This window comes from Xanthobacter albus (genome assembly GCF_043194895.2).
Taxonomy (GTDB): Bacteria; Pseudomonadota; Alphaproteobacteria; order Rhizobiales; family Xanthobacteraceae; genus Xanthobacter.
In genome coordinates this window covers 2806564-2822987 of sequence record NZ_CM195532.1, presented here as the reverse complement: position 1 = coordinate 2822987, position 16424 = coordinate 2806564, and the positions used below count along the sequence as shown (strand labels likewise).

Sequence of the window (16424 nt, the reverse complement as noted above, 5' to 3'; positions counted from 1 at the left end):
TACCTTTATATGTCAAGTTGCATACACATTGCACACCTTCTTACCTCTCAGTGAAAAAAGTTAAGCATTGAAAATCTTCCGTAAGGGAAAGGCCGCCCGCACCCAGCCGGCCACGCGGAAGCGAAGCATGCTACAAAAATCGCGCGGCGCGATCGCGATTCGCCAGCCTGCCCGCGCCGCGCGCGGGGGCATCCTCCACCTCCCCGACGGCGACCATGGCCACCATCCTCAGCGCTCTCGTTCCCGTTTTTCTGGTGATCGCCCTCGGCGTGGTGCTGCGGCGGACCCTGCTGCCCGAGGTGCAGCACTGGGTGGCGCTGGAAAAGCTCACCTATTTCGTGCTGTTCCCGGCGCTGCTGGTGGTCTCGGCCGTGAAGGCGGACCTCGCCAAGGTGAACATCGTGGCCGTCGCCGGCACGCTCATCGGCACCGTGCTGCTGCTGTCGGGGCTGATCGTCGCCCTCAACCGCCCGGTGCGGCGGGCCTTCGCCGCCGACGGGCCGGATTTCACCTCGTTCTACCAGGGCGCGGTGCGGTGGAACACCTATGTGGTGCTCGCCGTGGCGGGCGGCCTCTTCGGCGCGGAGGGCATCACCATCGCCGCCCTGGCGCTGGTCACCCTCATCCCCGTGGTGAACGTCAATGCGGTGCTGGTGCTCGCCGCCTTCTCCGGACGGGAACCGCCGACAGGCCGCTACATTCTCGGCCAGCTCGCGCGCAATCCCTATATCTCCGCCTGCGTGGTGGGCGCGGCGCTGAACGTGCTGCATGTGCCCGTGCCCGCCCTCGTGCTCGAGTTCGGCGACATCCTGGGGCGCGCGTCCCTCGCCATCGGGCTGCTGGTGGTGGGCGGCGGCCTCGCGCTGAACACCCTGGTGCGGCTGAAGCCGCTGGTGCTCGCCTCCCTGGGCGTGAAGCTGCTGGTGAAGCCGGCCATCGCCATCTGCATCGGCCTCGCCGCCGGGCTGACGGGGGTGGAACTGGTGGTGGTGGCGCTGATCGCGGCGGTGCCGTCTGCGCCCGCCGGCTACATGCTGGCCCGCCAGATGGGCGGCAACGCCACGCTGCTCGCGGAAATCCTGACGCTTCAGATCATCGCGGCGGCGGTCACGCTGCCGCTGGTGGTGGCGGTCGCATCGGCGCTGGCGGGCTGAGCCGCCCGCCCGGCGCCGCCGACCTCAGCAGGGCGCCCAGAAGCCCGCGCCGCCGGGGGTCGTCGTCACCCAGCAGCTGCGGGGCGTGCCCGCGGGCGGTTGCTGCAGCGGGCCCACCGGCCCCTGCACGTTCACCTGGGGCACCGGGTAGAGCGTGACGCGCGGCGGCTGCGCGAAATAGACCGGCGGCGGCACGGCGCCCACCACCACCGGCGCGTTGGCGATGCCGATGGCGAAGGGCCCGGCGGGCGGTGCCGGCGCCGGCATCTGCGCGGGAGCCGGCTCCATGCAATTCGAGCAACCCTGGTACCCGCCGCCGGGCGGGGGGGCCTTGGTCACGCCCTGGCGGCCGTAAAGGTCGGCGGCCTGCGCCGGGGCCCCGATGCCGCAGGCCATGCCCGCCAGCAGCGCCCACGCTGCGACCCGGCCCCGTGCTCCCCTCGTGGACGTCATGACTGAACTCCGTTCCCTGTAACCTGCCCGATCACCCGGCAGGCCGGCGCGGGCCGCCCGCCCGAATCCCCTGGTGCCCGCCGCAATCTACGGCCGGCGCGTTGCATCTTGCCGACGGCGGCGCGAATCCCCCGCAGAAGCGACCGAAGGCGCGCCGGCCGCTTGCCGCGCGCGCCCGCTGCGGATATGCCTGCCGCCTGCCATGTCATCCGCTCCAGCGTCATCCGCTCCCGCCTTCGCCCTCTCGGGCCGAGACCTGCTCGGCATCGAGGGCCTCACCGCCGGCGAGATCCTTTCCCTTCTGGACCTCGCGGAGGAGTTCGTCGAACTCAACCGCCAGGTGGAGAAGAAACGCTCAACCTTGCGTGGGCGTACCCAGATCAACCTCTTCTTCGAGGCCTCCACCCGCACGCAGTCCTCCTTCGAGATCGCCGGCAAGCGACTCGGGGCGGACGTGATGAACATGTCGGTGGGCTCCTCCTCCGTGAAGAAGGGCGAGACGCTGGTGGATACCGCCATCACGCTCAACGCCATGCACCCGGACATCCTGGTGGTGCGGCACCACGCCTCGGGCGCGGTGGCCCTGCTCGCCCGCAAGGTGGACTGCTGCGTGGTGAACGCCGGCGACGGCGCCCACGAGCACCCCACCCAGGCGCTGCTCGACGCCCTCACCATCCGCCGCAACAAGGGGCGGATCGAGGGGCTCACCGTCGCCATCTGCGGCGATGTCCTGCATTCGCGCGTGGCGCGCTCCAACATCCTGCTGCTCTCGGCCCTCGGCGCGCGGGTGCGGGTGGTGGCGCCCTCCACCCTGCTGCCGGCGGGCATCGACCAGTTCGGCGTCGAGGTCCACCGTTCCATGGAGGCGGGCCTCGAAGGCGCGGACATCGTGATGATGTTGCGCCTCCAGCGGGAGCGCATGAGCGGCTCGTTCGTGCCCTCGGTGCGGGAATACTTCCATTATTTCGGCCTCGACGAGGCCAAGCTGCGCTACGCCGCGAAGGACGTGCTGGTGATGCACCCCGGCCCCATGAACCGCGGCGTCGAGATCGACTCGGCGGTCGCCGACAGCCCGCGCTCCCTCATCCGCGAGCAGGTGGAGATGGGCGTCGCCGTGCGCATGGCGGTGCTCGACACCCTGGCGAGGAAGCTGCCCAATGCGTGACGCCCGCTTCACGGCGCGCGAACCGCGCCCCCTCCTCCTCGCCAACGCCCGCATCATCGACCCCTCCCGCGGGGCGGATTTCCACGGCGACGTCTTCCTCGCGGACGGCATCATCAAGGATGCCGCCTTCGGCATCGCCTCCGCCGGCATTCCCGAGGGGGCCGAGGTGGTGGACTGCAAGGGCGCCGTGGCCGCGCCCGGCCTCGTGGACATGCGCGCCTTCGTCGGCGAGCCCGGCTTCGAGCACCTGGAGACCCTGGCTTCCGCCAGCCACGCGGCGGCGGCCGGCGGCGTCACCACCCTGGTGTGCCAGCCCGACACCGACCCGGTGGTGGACGACCCCGCCATCGTGGACTTCATCCTGCGCCGCGCCCGCGACACCGCGGTGGTGCGCGTGCACCCCATGGCCGCCATCACGCGCGGCATGAGGGGCGAGGAGATGACCGAGGTGGGCCTGCTGAAGGCCGCCGGCGCGGTCGCCTTCACCGATGCCCACCACTCTGTGATGAACGCGCTGGTGCTGCGCCGCGCCCTCACCTACGCCCGCGACTTCGACGCCCTCATCGTCCACCACACGGAAGACGCCACCCTCTCCAAGGGGGCCATGAACGAGGGCGAGTTCGCCGCGCGGCTCGGCCTCGCCGGCATTCCGAAGGCGGCGGAGACGATCATCCTGGAGCGTGACCTGCGGCTCGTCGCCGGGGTGCGCGGGCGCTACCACGCCGCCGCCCTCACCTGCGCCGAATCGCTGGAGGTGCTCCAGCGCGCGAAGGAGGCCGGCTTGCCGGTGACCGCCTCGGTCTCGGTCAACCATCTCTCCTTCAACGAGCTCGATGTTCTGGGCTACCGCACCTACTTCCGCCTCCAGCCCCCGCTGCGGGCGGAGGAGGACCGGCAGGCGCTCATCCACGCCTTGTCGTCCGGCCTCATCGATGTGGTGGTCTCCGACCACGTGCCGCAGGACGTGGAGGGCAAGCGCCTGCCCTTCTCCGAGGCGGAACCGGGCGCCATCGGCCTCGAAACGGTGCTGCCGGCGGCCCTGCGCCTCGTTCATTCCGATGCGGTGGACCTCGTGAACCTCATCTCGGCACTCTCCACCCGCCCGGCGCAGATCCTCGGCCTCAAGGCTGGAACCCTGAAGCCGGGCGCACCAGCGGACGTCACGGTGTTCGATCCGGACATGCCGTTCGTGCTGGAGCCGGGGCAGCTCAAGTCCCGCTCGCGCAACACGCCCTTCGACGGCGCCCGCCTCACCGGCCGGGTGCTGCGCACCATCGTTGCCGGCGAGGTGGTGTATGAATACGTTTGACGCTCGAAAATAGATCGCCCTCCCCGCCCAGGGTCCGCCATGCTCGCTGATCTTCCGCCGTCGCTCCTGCACCCCCTGGCGCTGGTGTTCGGCTATCTCCTGGGGTCCATCCCCTTCGGCCTGCTGCTGACCCGAGGCGCGGGCACGACCGACATCCGCAGCATCGGCTCCGGCAATATCGGCGCCACCAACGTGCTGCGCACCGGCCGCAAGGATCTCGCCGCCCTCACCCTGCTGGGCGATGCCCTCAAGGGCACCGCGGCGGTGCTGCTGGCGCGCCACTTCGCCGGTGAGGCGGGGGCTCTCGCGGCGGCGGCCGGCGCCTTCCTGGGCCACATCTTCCCGGTGTGGCTGAATTTCCGGGGCGGCAAGGGGGTCGCGACCTTCCTGGGTGTCACCCTCGGCCTCGCCTGGCCGGCGGCGGCGGCATTCGCCATCGCCTGGCTCGCGGTGGCGTTCCTCAGCCGGTATTCGTCGCTGGCGGCGCTCACCGCCTCGGTCGCCACGGTGGCCTTCGTCGCCTGGGCGGACGACATGCCGATGACCATCCTGCTCGCGGCCCTCACCCTGCTGCTCTGGTTCAAGCACCGGCAGAACATCCAGCGCCTGCTCGCCGGTACCGAAGGCAAGATCGGCGCGAAGGGCTGAGGCGGCGATCCATGGCCGCGCGGCGATCCTCCGCCATCACCGACCCGCCGGAAAGCGCGGCGCTGAGCCCGGCCGAGCGGTTGGACTGGCTGCGCCTCATCCGTGCCGAGAACGTCGGCCCGCGCACCTTCCGCACCCTTTTGAGGAAGTTCGGCGGCGCGGCGGCGGCGCTGGAGGCGCTGCCCACCCTCGCCCGCCGCGGCGGACGCCTGCTGCCGCCTCGCATCCCCACCCGCGCGGAGGCCGAAGGCGAGATGGCCGCCCTCGCCCGCGGCAAGGCGCGCCTCGTGGCCCTGGGGGAGGCGGATTATCCCCCGGCCCTGCGCGCGCTCGATGATGCGCCGCCGCTTCTTGCCGTGCGCGGCGGGGGCGAGACGCTGCGCGCGCCCATGGTCGCCATCGTCGGCGCCCGCAACGCCTCGGCCGCCGGGCGCAGCTTCGCCGAGGCCATCGCCCGTGAGCTGGGGGCCGCAGGCTTCGTCGTGGTCTCCGGCCTCGCCCGCGGCATCGACGCCGCCGCCCACGAGGCTTCCCTAGCGACAGGCACAGTGGGCGTCTTCGCCGGCGGCCTCGCCCGGCCCTACCCGCCGGAAAACCTGAAGCTCATCGAAAGAGTGGCGGACACCGGGGCCGTGGTCTCTGAGATGCCGCTGACCTGGGAGCCGCGCGCGCGTGACTTTCCCCGCCGCAACCGGCTCGTCTCCGGCATGGCGCTGGGCGTGCTGGTGGTGGAGGCCGCGGAACGCTCCGGCTCGCTCATCACCGCCCGGCTCGCCGCCGAGCAGGGGCGTGAAGTGTTCGCCGTGCCCGGCTCGCCGCTCGACCCGCGCGCCGGCGGCACGAATCGCCTGCTGAAGCAGGGCGCGACATTCGTGACCGAATGCGCCGACATCACCGATGCCCTGGCCCCCATGCTCGGCCGCACGCCCCACCCCGCCCTCGGCACGGAGGAAACAGCGGCGGACATGGAGCCGGCCGAGCCGCCCGACAGCGCACGCGCGCTGATCCTGGAGCTGCTCGGCCCCGTGCCCACGCCGCTCGACGACCTCGCCCGCCTTTCGGGGCGCAGCGTGGCGGAGGTGCTGACGGTTCTCCTGGAACTCGACCTCGCCGGCCGCCTGGAGCGCCCCGGCGCCGGCCTCGTGGCGCTGCGATAGGGCATTTTCAATGCGAAGCGGATCCCGACACGCGTGAAAATGCGGGATCTCAATAATTTATCCAGATTGCCGCGGGCCGGGGCGGGATGGAAGGCGGCCCAAAGCACCGGCGCTCGAATCATCCAGCCTGCGAAAGTGGCGCCCTCTTCACACCATGACGACGCTTCGCGCGGTTTGCATTCGCCCTGCTCGAAGACGCGGCGGCGACGGGGCGACCGCGATCCCCTCACAGGAAAGGCCCGTGAGCTTTTCCCAGGGGGTCCCTGGCCAAGCCCGCCCGCGCCAGAACATTTTCAAGCGAAGCGGACTCCGGTTCGCGTGAGAAAATTGCGTGATCTGAAAAATCAGGAGAGGTCGCCACTCGCGTGCGCACGCCATTGGGCGCCGGTCGAAACCGGGGCCAACGGCATCAGGCGCGCCATCTTCGGGCCGTGCCGAAGACGGCGGGACCGCTCAGCGCTGGCCCGAGAGAGCCCCCGCGACGGCAGGTCGACGGACCGCCGCCCCGACCATGAGGTACCACCACCCGAAAAGCAGCCGGCGGGGCGCGAATCCCCCGCTCAGGATTCGCCGGTCCCGTGCTCCTCCGCCTTGACGACGCGGCGCTCGGCGGCCGCCTCCTCCTCAGGGCTGAGGGTGGCGCGCACGGCGTTGAAGAAGCGATCTGCAAGCGGGCTGTGGCCGTTCTTCGCACGGATCAGCCAAGCGAATGCGGCCACCCGGTCCCGCGGCACCCCCACCCCCAGGTGGTGGGCCGCGCCGAGCAGCGCCTGCCCGTCCGGATCGCCGGCCTCGGCCGCCTTGCGCCACCAGCCCGCGGCCTCGTTCTCATCGGGAACACCTGCCTCCGGGCCGACGGTGGCCTGATGGGCGATGAGGCCGAGCCGCGTCATGGCAGAGGCGATGCCCTGCTCCGCCGCCGCCTGGGCCCAGCGCTTCGCGCCTTCCATGTCAGCCGGCACCACCGTGCCCTCGTACAGCAGGAAGCTCAGCACATCCTGCGCCGGGCCGTCGCCGGCCTCGGCCGCCAGCCGGTAGAGCTCCAGCGCGCGCGGCACATCCTGCGCTCCGCCCAGCCCCTTCAGGCAGAGCCGCGCGAGGTTGCGCTGGCCCACGGGGTCGCCGGCCTCGGCCGAAAGCTCCAGCCATTCGCGCGCCAGCTCAAGGTTCTGGTCCACGCCCAGCCCGTCGATGAAGCAGGCGCCGATATTGTTCTGCGCGCGGCCGTGGCCCTCGCGCGCCAGCGGCTCCCAGATGGAGAGCGCGGTGTCGTAATCGCCGCCCTGCGCGGCGGCGAGGGCGCTGCGCATCTGCTCCTCCGCGGCATCCCAGGCGCCGGGCTCCGGCGCGGCGGGCGCGCGGGCCTCGGGCTCGGGAAGGGCCGCGGCCCCGGCGGCATCGGCCGCTTCGGGTTCCACGGCCTCGGGGACGGCGGCGCTTTCGGTCATCGGGCGGTCCTCGGCGGTCTGGGCTTCGTCGGCGCCCTTGCCTTTCAGGCGGTCGAGCCAGCTCATGGGGTGTCTCCTGCGGCGGCGCGGCCGGCGCCGCAAATGGGGACGCGGGAAAACAGGCCGGGTCCGGCGGCGAGGGGCATGGATGCGCGCGCGCCAATCCGAACGCCGCGCCGGCATGCTGCCATCGGCCGAGGAATGGAAACGCGCGTCATGTGCTCCTCTCATTGGCGGACCGGCGCCGGAGACGCCCCAGGCGTCGTGCTCCCCGGCATCACCGTGGTGCGGCCGCCCGTGATGGGCGCCGCAGCCCCGGCGCATACAGGCTCACGCTGCGCAGATGGTGAGTCCGCGAATCAACTCAAGCTGCATTCGTGACGAATTGTCCCTGCAGCGGGTGAAATATTCGTTCCTTTTGCGGTATTTTCGCAGGCACCTATCCGCTGGCGAGGCGGGTCCAGGTCAGTGGTCCGATATCGTAGGCCTGCTGGCGGCGCGCCACTTGGCCATCGGCATCGGAAGCGTCCTTGCCGGCATTCTTGCGCCGGTCCACCCGCTCCACCCGCACATCGAGCGGCGCGTCGAGCCAGATGCCGTGGAAGGGCACGCCGAGGCCGCGGGCGAGCGCCTCGGCATCGGCCCGCTCCCAAGGGCGGGCATGAACCGCATCGAGCACCACGCTCTGCCCCGTGGCCAGCACGCGGCCCGCGAGCGCGCGCATCCGCGTGTACACCCGCTGCGTCACCTCCGGGTCATAGGCCGCCTCGGGCAGCGAATCGCCTTCGCCTACACCGAACAGCCGCTTGCGCTCGATGTCGCTGCGCAGCACCACGGCGCCGGGAGGGCGGCCGATGAAGGGGGCCCAGCGCAGGGCGCGGGTGGTCTTGCCGGTGCCGGAAAGCCCGCCGATGGCGACAAGGCGGCGGCCGCCCTCGCGCAGCGCCGCGGGCATGTCCTCCGGCGGAGCCGAGGGCGGTTGCCCCCCATCTCCGGCGAGAAGGTCTCGGGCACTGGCGAACAGATGTCGGATGCGACGCTCCGCTTGGCTCCGCGTCTGCGCCGGAAGATGGGCGAGGCCGGCGGTCTCCACCTTGGCGCGGATGGCGGCGCGCAGGGACAGGAAGAACGGCAGGGCCGCGAGCCCGTCGAGCGCGTCGTCGCGCAGCTGCGCCCAGAGATAGCGGTTGAAGACCCCGCCCGCGGCGACCCACAGCCCGCGCTGCCACAGGTCCATGAGCAGGAAGGCGAGATCATAGAGCACGTCGCAGACGGCGATGTCGTCGCTGAACTCGATGGCATCGAACAGCACCGGCGCGCCATCGAGCAGCACGATGTTCCCCAGATGCAGGTCGCCGTGGCAGCGCCGCACGAAGCCGGCCTCTCCCCGCGCCCGCAGCAGCGGAGCGAGGCGGGCGAGCTCGGCCTCCGCCCGCGTGGCGAGCGCGGCGGCCTCGGCAGCGTCGAAAAGGCCGGGATGCCGGGCGAAGGTGGCGCGGTTGTCCGCGAGATAGCCGGCGAGGCTCTCCGTCACGTCGGCGCCGCCGCGAACCTCGGCCCGCGCGTGCGCACGGACGACCGCCTGGGCCAGGGCGCTCACCAGCGCCCGATCGAAAGGCGCGCGCGCCGCCACCTGGTCGAGCGTGTCGGCGGGATCGAAGCGGCGCATCTTCACCGCATAATCCACCACCTCGCCCGTGCCGCCGAGGGAGAGTCCCCCGCTTTCGCGCGTGATGGGCACGACGCCCAGGTACAGGCCCGGCGCATTGGCGCCGCTGATGGCGATTTCCGCCGCGCAGGCGGCCCGGCGCTTCTCCAGGGTGGAGAAATCCATGAACGGAAAGTAGACCGCCCGCTTCACCTTGTAGGCATAGGGGCCCGCCAGGAACACGGCGGCACCGTGCGTGTCGATGCGCCGGACCGTCTCCCCCGGCCGAAGGCCGTGGCTTGCCGGGTCGGCGAGGAAACGGAACACCGCGCCTTGATCCGCGACCACATGATCGTCCCGGCCGGCGTGTGAGGTGTCGTCCAAGGCCGCCTCCGCGGATGAGGAGCACCGCTGCGGGCGGTGCTCAGCGTTCCTGAAGCTTGTCGTGAAGCAGGGCCAGGGTGAGCGCCTGGCCGAACAGGGTGATGGCGGGCCCCGCGACCCGGCCGCGCGCGAGCTGCACGAAGCCGGCCGCGACCAGCGCCACGAAAGCGGCATTGGTGACATCCATGCGCCCGCCGCTCGCCTGCGCGAAAGCGCCGTTGAGGCGGCCGAGGGCCGAGGCCGTCCTGCCGATGGGGTGGCGCGGCGGCTCGGGCGCGACCGCAAGCCCCGCCTCCGCCAACAGCGCGGCCAGGGACGGCGGCAGCCCGTGCGGCGCGGCTGCCCGTGGCAAGGCCGCCGCATGCGTCAGGATCAGGCTGTTGCCGCGCACCACTGCGGAGACGGCGCCGGAAGCCGCGATGCGCTCCGCACATGCGCGCAGCGCATCGCCGGAAACCTCGGCCGGGGCCGTGAGGCGGGTGCGGCCCGCCATGTGGTGGGCGATGCGCACCGGAATGGGTTCGGGCATGTCAGCCTCAGCCCTCGGCATCCGGCGTCAACGGAGGAGCGGCCGGAGCTTCCGTAGTGGCCGAAGCCTCGGCAGGCTTGGCCTTCGAGGCGCGCTTGGCCGGTGCCTTCGCGGTGCCGGGCGCGGCGGAGGATTTGGCCGTGGCGGATTTGGCGGTAGCGGGCTTGGTGGTGCCAGACTTGTTGGTGCCGGACTTGTTGGTGCCGGACTTGTTGGTGCCAGACTTGGCCGCCGGGATCTTTGCAGCGCCGCCGGCCGACTTCGCGCGGCGGGGCGCCTTGGCGGCGGCTTCAGGGGGAGAGGCTTCCAGGCCCGCCTCGGGCGCCGCGACGACATCGACCACGGGCTTGCGCGCGCCGCGGGGCGCAGCAGCCTTCGGCGCCACGGGCTCCGTCACAGCGGCGGTCGTGCGCGCGCTGCGCGTGGCCTTGCCGGCGGTTGCCTTGCCCTTCGGCTCCGCCGCCGCCGTCTCCACCGCCCGCGCGCCGGCGCGCCGGGTGGTGCGGGCCCTGCGGGTGGTCGCCCGCAAGACCGTATCGGCCGGGCGAGCGGGCGGCGTCGGAGGAATGGCCCCGGCTGCGGCGTCGTCCTCCGCCTCGGGCTCCGTGGCCGGCACGCGGCGGGCAAGGCTCTCCACGCCCCGCCGTGCCGTGGCGGCGGCCGCCGCAGTGGCGGCGACGATCTTTCCGGCGGCGGACTTCACGCTGTCCGCGGCCTCACCCACCAACTCCTTCACCTCGTCCTGGGTCCTGGCGGCCACGCGGGTGGCAGCCTCATAGCCGGCCTTGCCGGCCTCGGTCGCGCTCTCCGCCGCGTCCTTGGCCGCAGGCCGGGCCGCGCGCAGAAGGCGCGGGCCGGCGGCCACCGCTCCGGCGCCAAGCGCCACGCCCAGCAGAAACCCGCCACGCAGAAGGAGAAAGGGAAGCATTCTGGTCGACCTCATGATGCGGCGGTGCGCGGTTGCCCGCAGTCGAGATTGCCCACCTTCGCGGTCGCCCGCCCGCACAGCGGCCTCAAGGCACCTTCGGGTGACGGCGCGCCTCGGGAAAAGGCGCGCACGTCGAAGCGTAGAACGTTTCCGCACGGGAAGAAAACAGCAAAACGCTCTAAAGTGGCAGGCTGGCGGACGGGGCCGGCGCACCGGCCCCGTCATTCGCGGCCCTCAGGGGGTGATGGCCACCTTCAGCACGCCGTCGCGCTGGTTGGCGAACAGGTCGTAGGCGGCCTCGATGTCATCCAGCTTGAAGCGGTGGGTGACGAGGGCGCGGGCGTCCACCCGGCCGGAGGCCACCACGTCCATCAGGCGCCGCATGCGCTCCTTGCCGCCGGGGCACAGGGAGTTGACGATGGTGTTGTCCCCGAGCCCGGCGAAGAAGGCGTCGAGCGGGATCTTCAGGTCGGTGGAATAGACGCCGAGGGAGGAGAGCGTGCCGCCGGGACGCAGCACGCGCAGCGCCGCCTCGAAGGTCTCCTGCCGGCCGAGCGCCTCGATGGCGACATCCACGCCGCGCCCGTCGGTGAGGCGCATGATCTCCTCCACCGGGTTCACCTTGGAGAAGTCCACCACCTCGTCGGCGCCCATGGCGCGGGCCACTTCGAGGCGCGCGGGCACGCGATCCACCGCGATGATGCGGGTGGCGCCCATGAGCCGCGCGCCGGCCGTGGCGCACAGGCCGATCGGGCCTTGCGCGAACACCGCCACCGTGTCGCCGATCTTGATCTTGCCGTGCTCCGCGCCGGAGAAGCCGGTGGACATGATGTCCGGGCACATGAGCACCTGCTCGTCGGAGAGCAGATCGGGCACCGGAGCGAGGTTGGCCATGGCGTCGGGCACCAGGAGGTATTCCGCCTGGGCACCGTCGATGGTGTTGCCGAAGCGCCAGCCGCCCATGGGCTTGAAGCCATGCTTGGTGCGCGGGCCGTCCTGGGAGCCGCAGCCGCACAGGCAGGCGTTGGAATAGCCGGAGGGCGTGATGGCGCCGGCGATCACCCGCTGGCCTTCCTCGAAGCCTTCCACCGCCGAGCCGAGCTTCTCGATGATGCCCACCGGCTCATGGCCGATGGTGAGGCCCTTCGCCACCGGATACTCGCCCTTCAGGATGTGGATGTCGGTGCCGCAGATGGTGGTGGTGGTGACGCGGATCAGCGCGTCGAGCGGGCCCACGTCGGGAATGGGCTTCTCGTCCAGCACGATGCGGTTCTTCTCGACGAAGATGGCAGCCTTCATCTTCGCCGTCTGGAGCGACGGGCGCTTCGACGTGGCGACAGGCTGCTCGATGATGTCCGACATGGCCTTCACGCTCCCTATGGTTGTTCGGGAAATCATATGCGGCCCGCGCGACGGTGCATTGACACCGGTCAAGGGGGACGCCCCCGCGCGGCCCCGCAGCCATGGGAACGCGGCGGCGCCTCCGGCGTTCCCAGCCGCCGACGCGGCCGGCGGCTCAGCCCTCGGGCGGGTAGAGATGCACGCCGCCGCAATTGTCGGTGACGCGATAGCGTGTGCCGCCCGCCTCGGGCATCGGCTCCAGATGGTCCGGCAGCAGGGGCACCTTGCCGGCGCCGCCGGGAATGTCGAGCACATAGGTGGGCAGCGCGAGGCCGGAGAGGCGCCCCCGCAGCGCCCGCATCAGCGCCTGCCCCTCAGCGATGGGAAGGCGGAAGTGCCCGGTGCCGGGCGCGAGGTCCGGATGGTGCAGGTAATAGGGCTTCACCCGGCATTCCACGAGCGCGCGGAACAGGGCCGCCAGGGTCTCGGCATCGTCGTTCACGCCGCGCAGAAGCACCGTCTGCGACACCAGGGGAATGCCGGCATCCGCCATGCGCGCCAGCGCGGCGCGAGCCTCCCCGGTCAGTTCGCGGGCGTGGTTGGCGTGCACGGCGACGTAGGAGGTGAGGGCCGGGGCCTTCAGCGCCGCCACGAGATCAGCCGTGACCCGTTCCGGCGCCGCGATGGGCACGCGGGTGTGGAAACGCGCCACCTTCACATGGGGAATGGCGGCGAGGCGGCCCGTCACCTCCCCCATGCGGCGCGCCGAGAGCATGAAGGGATCGCCGCCGGTGAGGATCACCTCCCAGATCTCGGGGTGGCCGGAGAGATAGGCGAAGGCCGCCTCCAGCGCCTCGGGCGAGAGTGCCGTCTCCGCGCCCGGCCCCACCATCTCCCGGCGGAAGCAGAAGCGGCAGTAGACGGCGCACACCCCCACGATCTTCAGCAGCGCGCGGTCCGGATAGCGGTGCACGATGCCGGGCACCGGCGAATGGGCGTCGTCGCCGATAGGGTCGGCCCGCTCCTCGGGGCGGATATCCAGCTCACGCGGATCGGGAACGAACTGCCGGGCGATGGGGTCGGCCGCATCGACCCGGTCGATGATGCCGGCGAGCGGCGCCGTGACCGCCACCGCATAACGCCGCGCCACGGCGTCGAGGGCGGCGGGGTCCGCCACGAGGCCGGCGTCCGCCAGCTCCCCGGGGGTGCGCAGGGTGGCCGGGCGCAGGGGCTGGACGGCGGCAGGGGCCGCGGCGCCGGAGCGGAGCGGGCCGGGCCGGGGGGCATGGGAACGGGGCATGGACATCTCTCGGGCGGTCGCGCCGGGCCGGCATGGCGCGCGATCCGGCCGCCAGGGCTGGCGAAGCCCCGGCGGCTGGCGCATCTATATAGGCGACCCGACGCGCCGGCCACCTCGCGGACCGCGCAACCGCCCCTCGCCCCAGGAGACCCGCCCATGCTCGCGCGCGAAGACGATGTTCTCGAAGCGGCCGAACGCTGGCGGCGCGAAGGGCGGGGCGTCGCCCTCGCCACGGTGATCGAAACCTGGGGCTCGGCGCCGCGCCCGGTGGGCAGCCACTTGGCCATAGACGACGCCGGCCATTTCCTGGGCTCGGTCTCCGGTGGCTGCGTGGAGGGCGCGGTGGTGACGGAGGCGCTGGAAGTGATCGCTTCCGGCACGCCGCGGCGCCTCGACTTCGGCGTCGCGGACGCGGCGGCCTGGACGGTCGGTCTCTCCTGCGGCGGGCGCATCTCGGTCTATGTGGAGCCCGTGGCCTGAGCCGGTTGCGGCCTCCATCAAGGGGTTGCGTTATGTTCGGTGGGGAAGAAGACCCTTGCGGCGGCGGGGGCGCCGTGCGATCCAGTAGACCGTGCGGTCCACGGCCGCGAAGGTTCTCCCGATGCTTCTCGATCTGCTCGCCACCCTCAATGCCGAACGCGCCGCGCGCCGGGCCTGCGTGGTGGTGACCGAGCTTGCCGGCGGCACGCAGCGCCTCGTCCGCGCGGATGACGTGGCGCACGATGTGCTGGCGCCGGAGCTGCGCCGGGCCCTGGCCGAAGGGCGCAGCGGCCTCGCGGCGGAAGGCTCGGTCTTCATCACCGCCCACATGCCCGCCCCTCGCCTGCTGCTGGTCGGCGCGGTGCACATCTCTCAGGCCCTGGCGCCCATGGCGCTGGCGGCCGGCTTCGACACCACAATCCTAGATCCACGGACCGCCTTCGCCACGCCGGAGCGTTTCCCGGACGTGGAGGTGATCGCCGAATGGCCGGACATCGCCCTGCCCGCCTACGGCCTCGACCCGTTCACCGCGGTGGCGGCGCTGACCCACGACCCCAAGATCGACGATCCCGCGATCGAGGCCGCCCTCGCCGCCGGGTGCTTCTACATCGGCGCCCTCGGATCGCGGCGCACCCACGCCGCGCGGTTGGAGCGGCTGGCGGAGCGCGGCTTTTCAGCGGAGGCGCTCGGCCGCATCCAGGCGCCCATCGGGCTGGAGATCGGCGCCGCGACCCCGCCCGAGATCGCGGTGGCGGTGCTGGCGCAGATCATCGCCGCCCGGCGCCGGCCCCGCGCCGCCCCGGCACAGGGAGCGGCGGCGTGAGGTTCGGCGCGCTGCCCCTCGACGAGGCGGAAGGCGCCATCGCCGCCCATGCCGTGCGCCTCGACGACGGCGTCATCAAGAAGGGCACGAAGCTCGGCGCGGCCGAGATCGCCCTGCTGCGCGCCGCCGGCTATCGCGACGTGGTCGCGGCACGCCTCGACGCGGGCGACCTGCCGGAGGACACCGCCGCGCTCATCCTCGCCGATGCGGTGGCCGGCGAGGGGGTGCGGGTGGATCGGCCCTTCACCGGCCGCGCCAACCTTTATGCCGCCGGCGCCGGCGTGCTGCGGGCCCCGCGCGAGGCGGTCGATGCCTTCAACGGCGTGGACGAAGCCATCACCCTCGCCACCGCGCCCGATCTGCGGGCGGTGGCGGCGGGCGAGATGATCGGCACCGTGAAGGTCATTCCCTATGGGGTGCCCGAGCCGCTGGTGACCGCAGCGGCGGCCGCGGCGGCGGGGCTGCTCTCGGTGACGCCGTTCCGCGTGCGGCGGGTGGCGGTGGTCTCCACCCTGCTGCCGGGCCTGCCCGAGAAGATGATCGCGAAGACCCTGGCGGTGACGCGCGCCCGCCTCGCGGCCGCGGGGGCGGACATCAGCCACGCGGTCTCCTGCGCCCACGAGGCCGGCCCCCTGCGCGACCTGCTGCGCGAGGTGGTCGCGGACGGCGCGGAGCTGGTGATCGTGTTCGGCGCCTCCGCCATCGCGGACCGGCGCGACGTGGTGCCCAGCGCGCTGGTGGAGGCGGGCGGCGCCGTGGTCCGGCTCGGCATGCCCGTGGATCCGGGCAACCTGCTGCTGCTCGGCCGCCTCGGCGCGGTGCCGGTGCTGGGCGCGCCGGGCTGCGCCCGCAGCCCCAAGGAAAACGGCTTCGACTTCGTGCTGATGCGGCTGCTGGCAGGCATCGAGGTGACCGCCGCCGATATCGCCCGCCTCGGCGCAGGCGGCCTGCTGGCGGACATCGCCACCCGCCCCTCGCCGCGCGCGGAAGGCGAGCCGGCAGGCTTCGCCGCGGTGGTGCTGGCGGCCGGCCGCAGCTCGCGCATGGGGGGCGGCCGCAACAAGCTGCTGGCCGAGGTGGGCAGCGTGCCGGTCATCCGCCGTGCGGTGCTGGCCGCGCTCGCCTCTCGCGCCCGCCCTGTGCTGGTGGTGACCGGCCACGAGCACGCGCGGGTGGCGGAGGCACTGGAAGGGCTGCCGGTGCAGATCGTCCATAATTCCGATTACGCCGCCGGCATGGCCTCCTCCCTCAAGGCGGGCCTCGGCGCGGTGCCGGCGGAGGCAGCCGGCGCGCTGGTGGTGCTGGGCGACATGCCCCTGCTGCAAGGCGCCCTGCTCGACCGGCTGATGGCTGCCCATGCCCCGCGCGAGGGGCGGCTGGTGGTGGTGCCGGTCGCCGGCGCCGCGCGGGGGCACCCCGTGCTCTGGTCGCGGCGCTATTTCCCGGAACTCATGGCGCTCGAAGGCGATGTGGGCGCGCGCCACCTGCTGGCCCTGCACCGCGACGCGGTGGCCGAGATCGAAGCCGGCGGCGACGGCGCCTTCCTCGACGTGGACACGCCGGAAGCGCTGGACGCCGCCCTCGCCCGCGTCGAGGCGTTGCCGAAGCCGGGCCACGCCGCGGAATAAGAGACACCCGCCCAGATGTGCTCCGCTTC

At 72.4% G+C, this 16424-nt stretch carries 15 protein-coding genes; 8 read left to right on the top strand and 7 right to left on the bottom strand.

The features are described from left to right. The first annotated feature begins 215 nt into the window (after positions 1–215). Positions 216–1154 carry an AEC family transporter gene (locus V5F75_RS12640; RefSeq protein WP_394034640.1) on the top strand — a complete coding sequence of 313 codons (939 nt, stop codon included), beginning with the start codon at positions 216–218 and terminating at the stop codon, positions 1152–1154. 24 nt (positions 1155–1178) lie between these two features. Here the strand turns inward: V5F75_RS12640 and V5F75_RS12635 are convergent, their stop codons facing one another. Beyond that, a complete protein-coding gene (locus V5F75_RS12635) occupies positions 1179–1607 on the bottom strand; it encodes a hypothetical protein (protein ID WP_394034641.1) in 429 nt (142 codons plus the stop codon). 202 nt (positions 1608–1809) lie between these two features. Between V5F75_RS12635 and V5F75_RS12630 the strand changes: the two genes are divergently transcribed. The 4 genes from V5F75_RS12630 to dprA are packed head-to-tail and all read left to right on the top strand — an operon-like array spanning position 1810 to position 5886. Continuing rightward, on the top strand, positions 1810–2772 hold the full coding sequence (locus tag V5F75_RS12630) for an aspartate carbamoyltransferase catalytic subunit (protein WP_394034642.1): 963 nt from the start codon (positions 1810–1812) through the stop codon (positions 2770–2772). Further along, positions 2765–4081: a dihydroorotase gene (locus V5F75_RS12625; protein WP_394034643.1), complete on the top strand. Its 1317-nt coding sequence runs from the start codon at positions 2765–2767 to the stop codon at positions 4079–4081. Before V5F75_RS12630 ends, V5F75_RS12625 begins: the two co-directional genes overlap by 8 nt. A gap of 39 nt (positions 4082–4120) precedes the next feature. Next, the gene (plsY, locus tag V5F75_RS12620) at positions 4121–4729 is read left to right on the top strand and encodes a glycerol-3-phosphate 1-O-acyltransferase PlsY (RefSeq protein ID WP_394034644.1); all 609 of its coding nucleotides are present in this window, start codon (positions 4121–4123) and stop codon (positions 4727–4729) included. Between the two features lie 11 nt (positions 4730–4740). Further along, positions 4741–5886, top strand: coding sequence for a DNA-processing protein DprA (dprA, locus tag V5F75_RS12615; protein WP_394034645.1), 1146 nt, complete (start codon positions 4741–4743; stop codon positions 5884–5886). Positions 5887–6446: 560 nt separating this feature from the next. Here the strand turns inward: dprA and V5F75_RS12610 are convergent. The 6 genes from V5F75_RS12610 to V5F75_RS12585 all read right to left on the bottom strand — a co-directional run bounded on the left by V5F75_RS12610 (position 6447) and on the right by V5F75_RS12585 (position 13464). Next, positions 6447–7196 (bottom strand): tetratricopeptide repeat protein, encoded by a 750-nt coding sequence (locus V5F75_RS12610; RefSeq protein ID WP_394034712.1) that lies wholly within the window; start codon positions 7194–7196, stop codon positions 6447–6449. 577 nt (positions 7197–7773) lie between these two features. Next, the gene (locus V5F75_RS12605; RefSeq protein WP_394034646.1) at positions 7774–9366 is read right to left on the bottom strand and encodes a bifunctional aminoglycoside phosphotransferase/ATP-binding protein; all 1593 of its coding nucleotides are present in this window, start codon (positions 9364–9366) and stop codon (positions 7774–7776) included. Between the two features lie 40 nt (positions 9367–9406). Beyond that, positions 9407–9895, bottom strand: coding sequence for a hypothetical protein (locus V5F75_RS12600; RefSeq protein ID WP_394034647.1), 489 nt, complete (start codon positions 9893–9895; stop codon positions 9407–9409). A 7-nt stretch (positions 9896–9902) separates the two neighbouring features. Then, positions 9903–10823 carry a hypothetical protein gene (locus V5F75_RS12595; RefSeq protein ID WP_394034648.1) on the bottom strand — a complete coding sequence of 307 codons (921 nt, stop codon included), beginning with the start codon at positions 10821–10823 and terminating at the stop codon, positions 9903–9905. Positions 10824–11057: 234 nt separating this feature from the next. Then, positions 11058–12185: an NAD(P)-dependent alcohol dehydrogenase gene (locus V5F75_RS12590; protein WP_394034649.1), complete on the bottom strand. Its 1128-nt coding sequence runs from the start codon at positions 12183–12185 to the stop codon at positions 11058–11060. A 154-nt stretch (positions 12186–12339) separates the two neighbouring features. Continuing rightward, positions 12340–13464 carry a lysine-2,3-aminomutase-like protein gene (locus tag V5F75_RS12585; protein WP_394034650.1) on the bottom strand — a complete coding sequence of 375 codons (1125 nt, stop codon included), beginning with the start codon at positions 13462–13464 and terminating at the stop codon, positions 12340–12342. A 156-nt stretch (positions 13465–13620) separates the two neighbouring features. Here V5F75_RS12585 and V5F75_RS12580 point away from each other — a divergent pair, with 156 nt between their 5' ends. From V5F75_RS12580 to V5F75_RS12570, 3 genes are all read left to right on the top strand, one after another. Then, positions 13621–13944 carry an XdhC family protein gene (locus V5F75_RS12580; protein WP_394034651.1) on the top strand — a complete coding sequence of 108 codons (324 nt, stop codon included), beginning with the start codon at positions 13621–13623 and terminating at the stop codon, positions 13942–13944. Between the two features lie 121 nt (positions 13945–14065). Continuing rightward, complete coding sequence (locus V5F75_RS12575; RefSeq protein WP_394034652.1) at positions 14066–14767, top strand: XdhC family protein; 702 nt, start codon at positions 14066–14068, stop codon at positions 14765–14767. Next, positions 14764–16395: an NTP transferase domain-containing protein gene (locus tag V5F75_RS12570; RefSeq protein WP_394034653.1), complete on the top strand. Its 1632-nt coding sequence runs from the start codon at positions 14764–14766 to the stop codon at positions 16393–16395. Before V5F75_RS12575 ends, V5F75_RS12570 begins: the two co-directional genes overlap by 4 nt. The last annotated feature ends 29 nt before the right edge of the window (positions 16396–16424 follow it).

Coding starts and splice junctions, on each gene's coding strand:
- V5F75_RS12640 (WP_394034640.1), top strand. CDS start 216: ATGGCCACCATCCTCAGCGCTCTCGTTCCCGTTTTTCTGGTGATCGCC.
- V5F75_RS12635 (WP_394034641.1), bottom strand. CDS start 1,607: ATGACGTCCACGAGGGGAGCACGGGGCCGGGTCGCAGCGTGGGCGCTG.
- V5F75_RS12630 (WP_394034642.1), top strand. CDS start 1,810: ATGTCATCCGCTCCAGCGTCATCCGCTCCCGCCTTCGCCCTCTCGGGC.
- V5F75_RS12625 (WP_394034643.1), top strand. CDS start 2,765: ATGCGTGACGCCCGCTTCACGGCGCGCGAACCGCGCCCCCTCCTCCTC.
- plsY (WP_394034644.1), top strand. CDS start 4,121: ATGCTCGCTGATCTTCCGCCGTCGCTCCTGCACCCCCTGGCGCTGGTG.
- dprA (WP_394034645.1), top strand. CDS start 4,741: ATGGCCGCGCGGCGATCCTCCGCCATCACCGACCCGCCGGAAAGCGCG.
- V5F75_RS12610 (WP_394034712.1), bottom strand. CDS start 7,196: ATGCGCAGCGCCCTCGCCGCCGCGCAGGGCGGCGATTACGACACCGCG.
- V5F75_RS12600 (WP_394034647.1), bottom strand. CDS start 9,895: ATGCCCGAACCCATTCCGGTGCGCATCGCCCACCACATGGCGGGCCGC.
- V5F75_RS12595 (WP_394034648.1), bottom strand. CDS start 10,823: ATGCTTCCCTTTCTCCTTCTGCGTGGCGGGTTTCTGCTGGGCGTGGCG.
- V5F75_RS12590 (WP_394034649.1), bottom strand. CDS start 12,185: ATGTCGGACATCATCGAGCAGCCTGTCGCCACGTCGAAGCGCCCGTCG.
- V5F75_RS12585 (WP_394034650.1), bottom strand. CDS start 13,464: ATGCCCCGTTCCCATGCCCCCCGGCCCGGCCCGCTCCGCTCCGGCGCC.
- V5F75_RS12580 (WP_394034651.1), top strand. CDS start 13,621: ATGCTCGCGCGCGAAGACGATGTTCTCGAAGCGGCCGAACGCTGGCGG.
- V5F75_RS12575 (WP_394034652.1), top strand. CDS start 14,066: ATGCTTCTCGATCTGCTCGCCACCCTCAATGCCGAACGCGCCGCGCGC.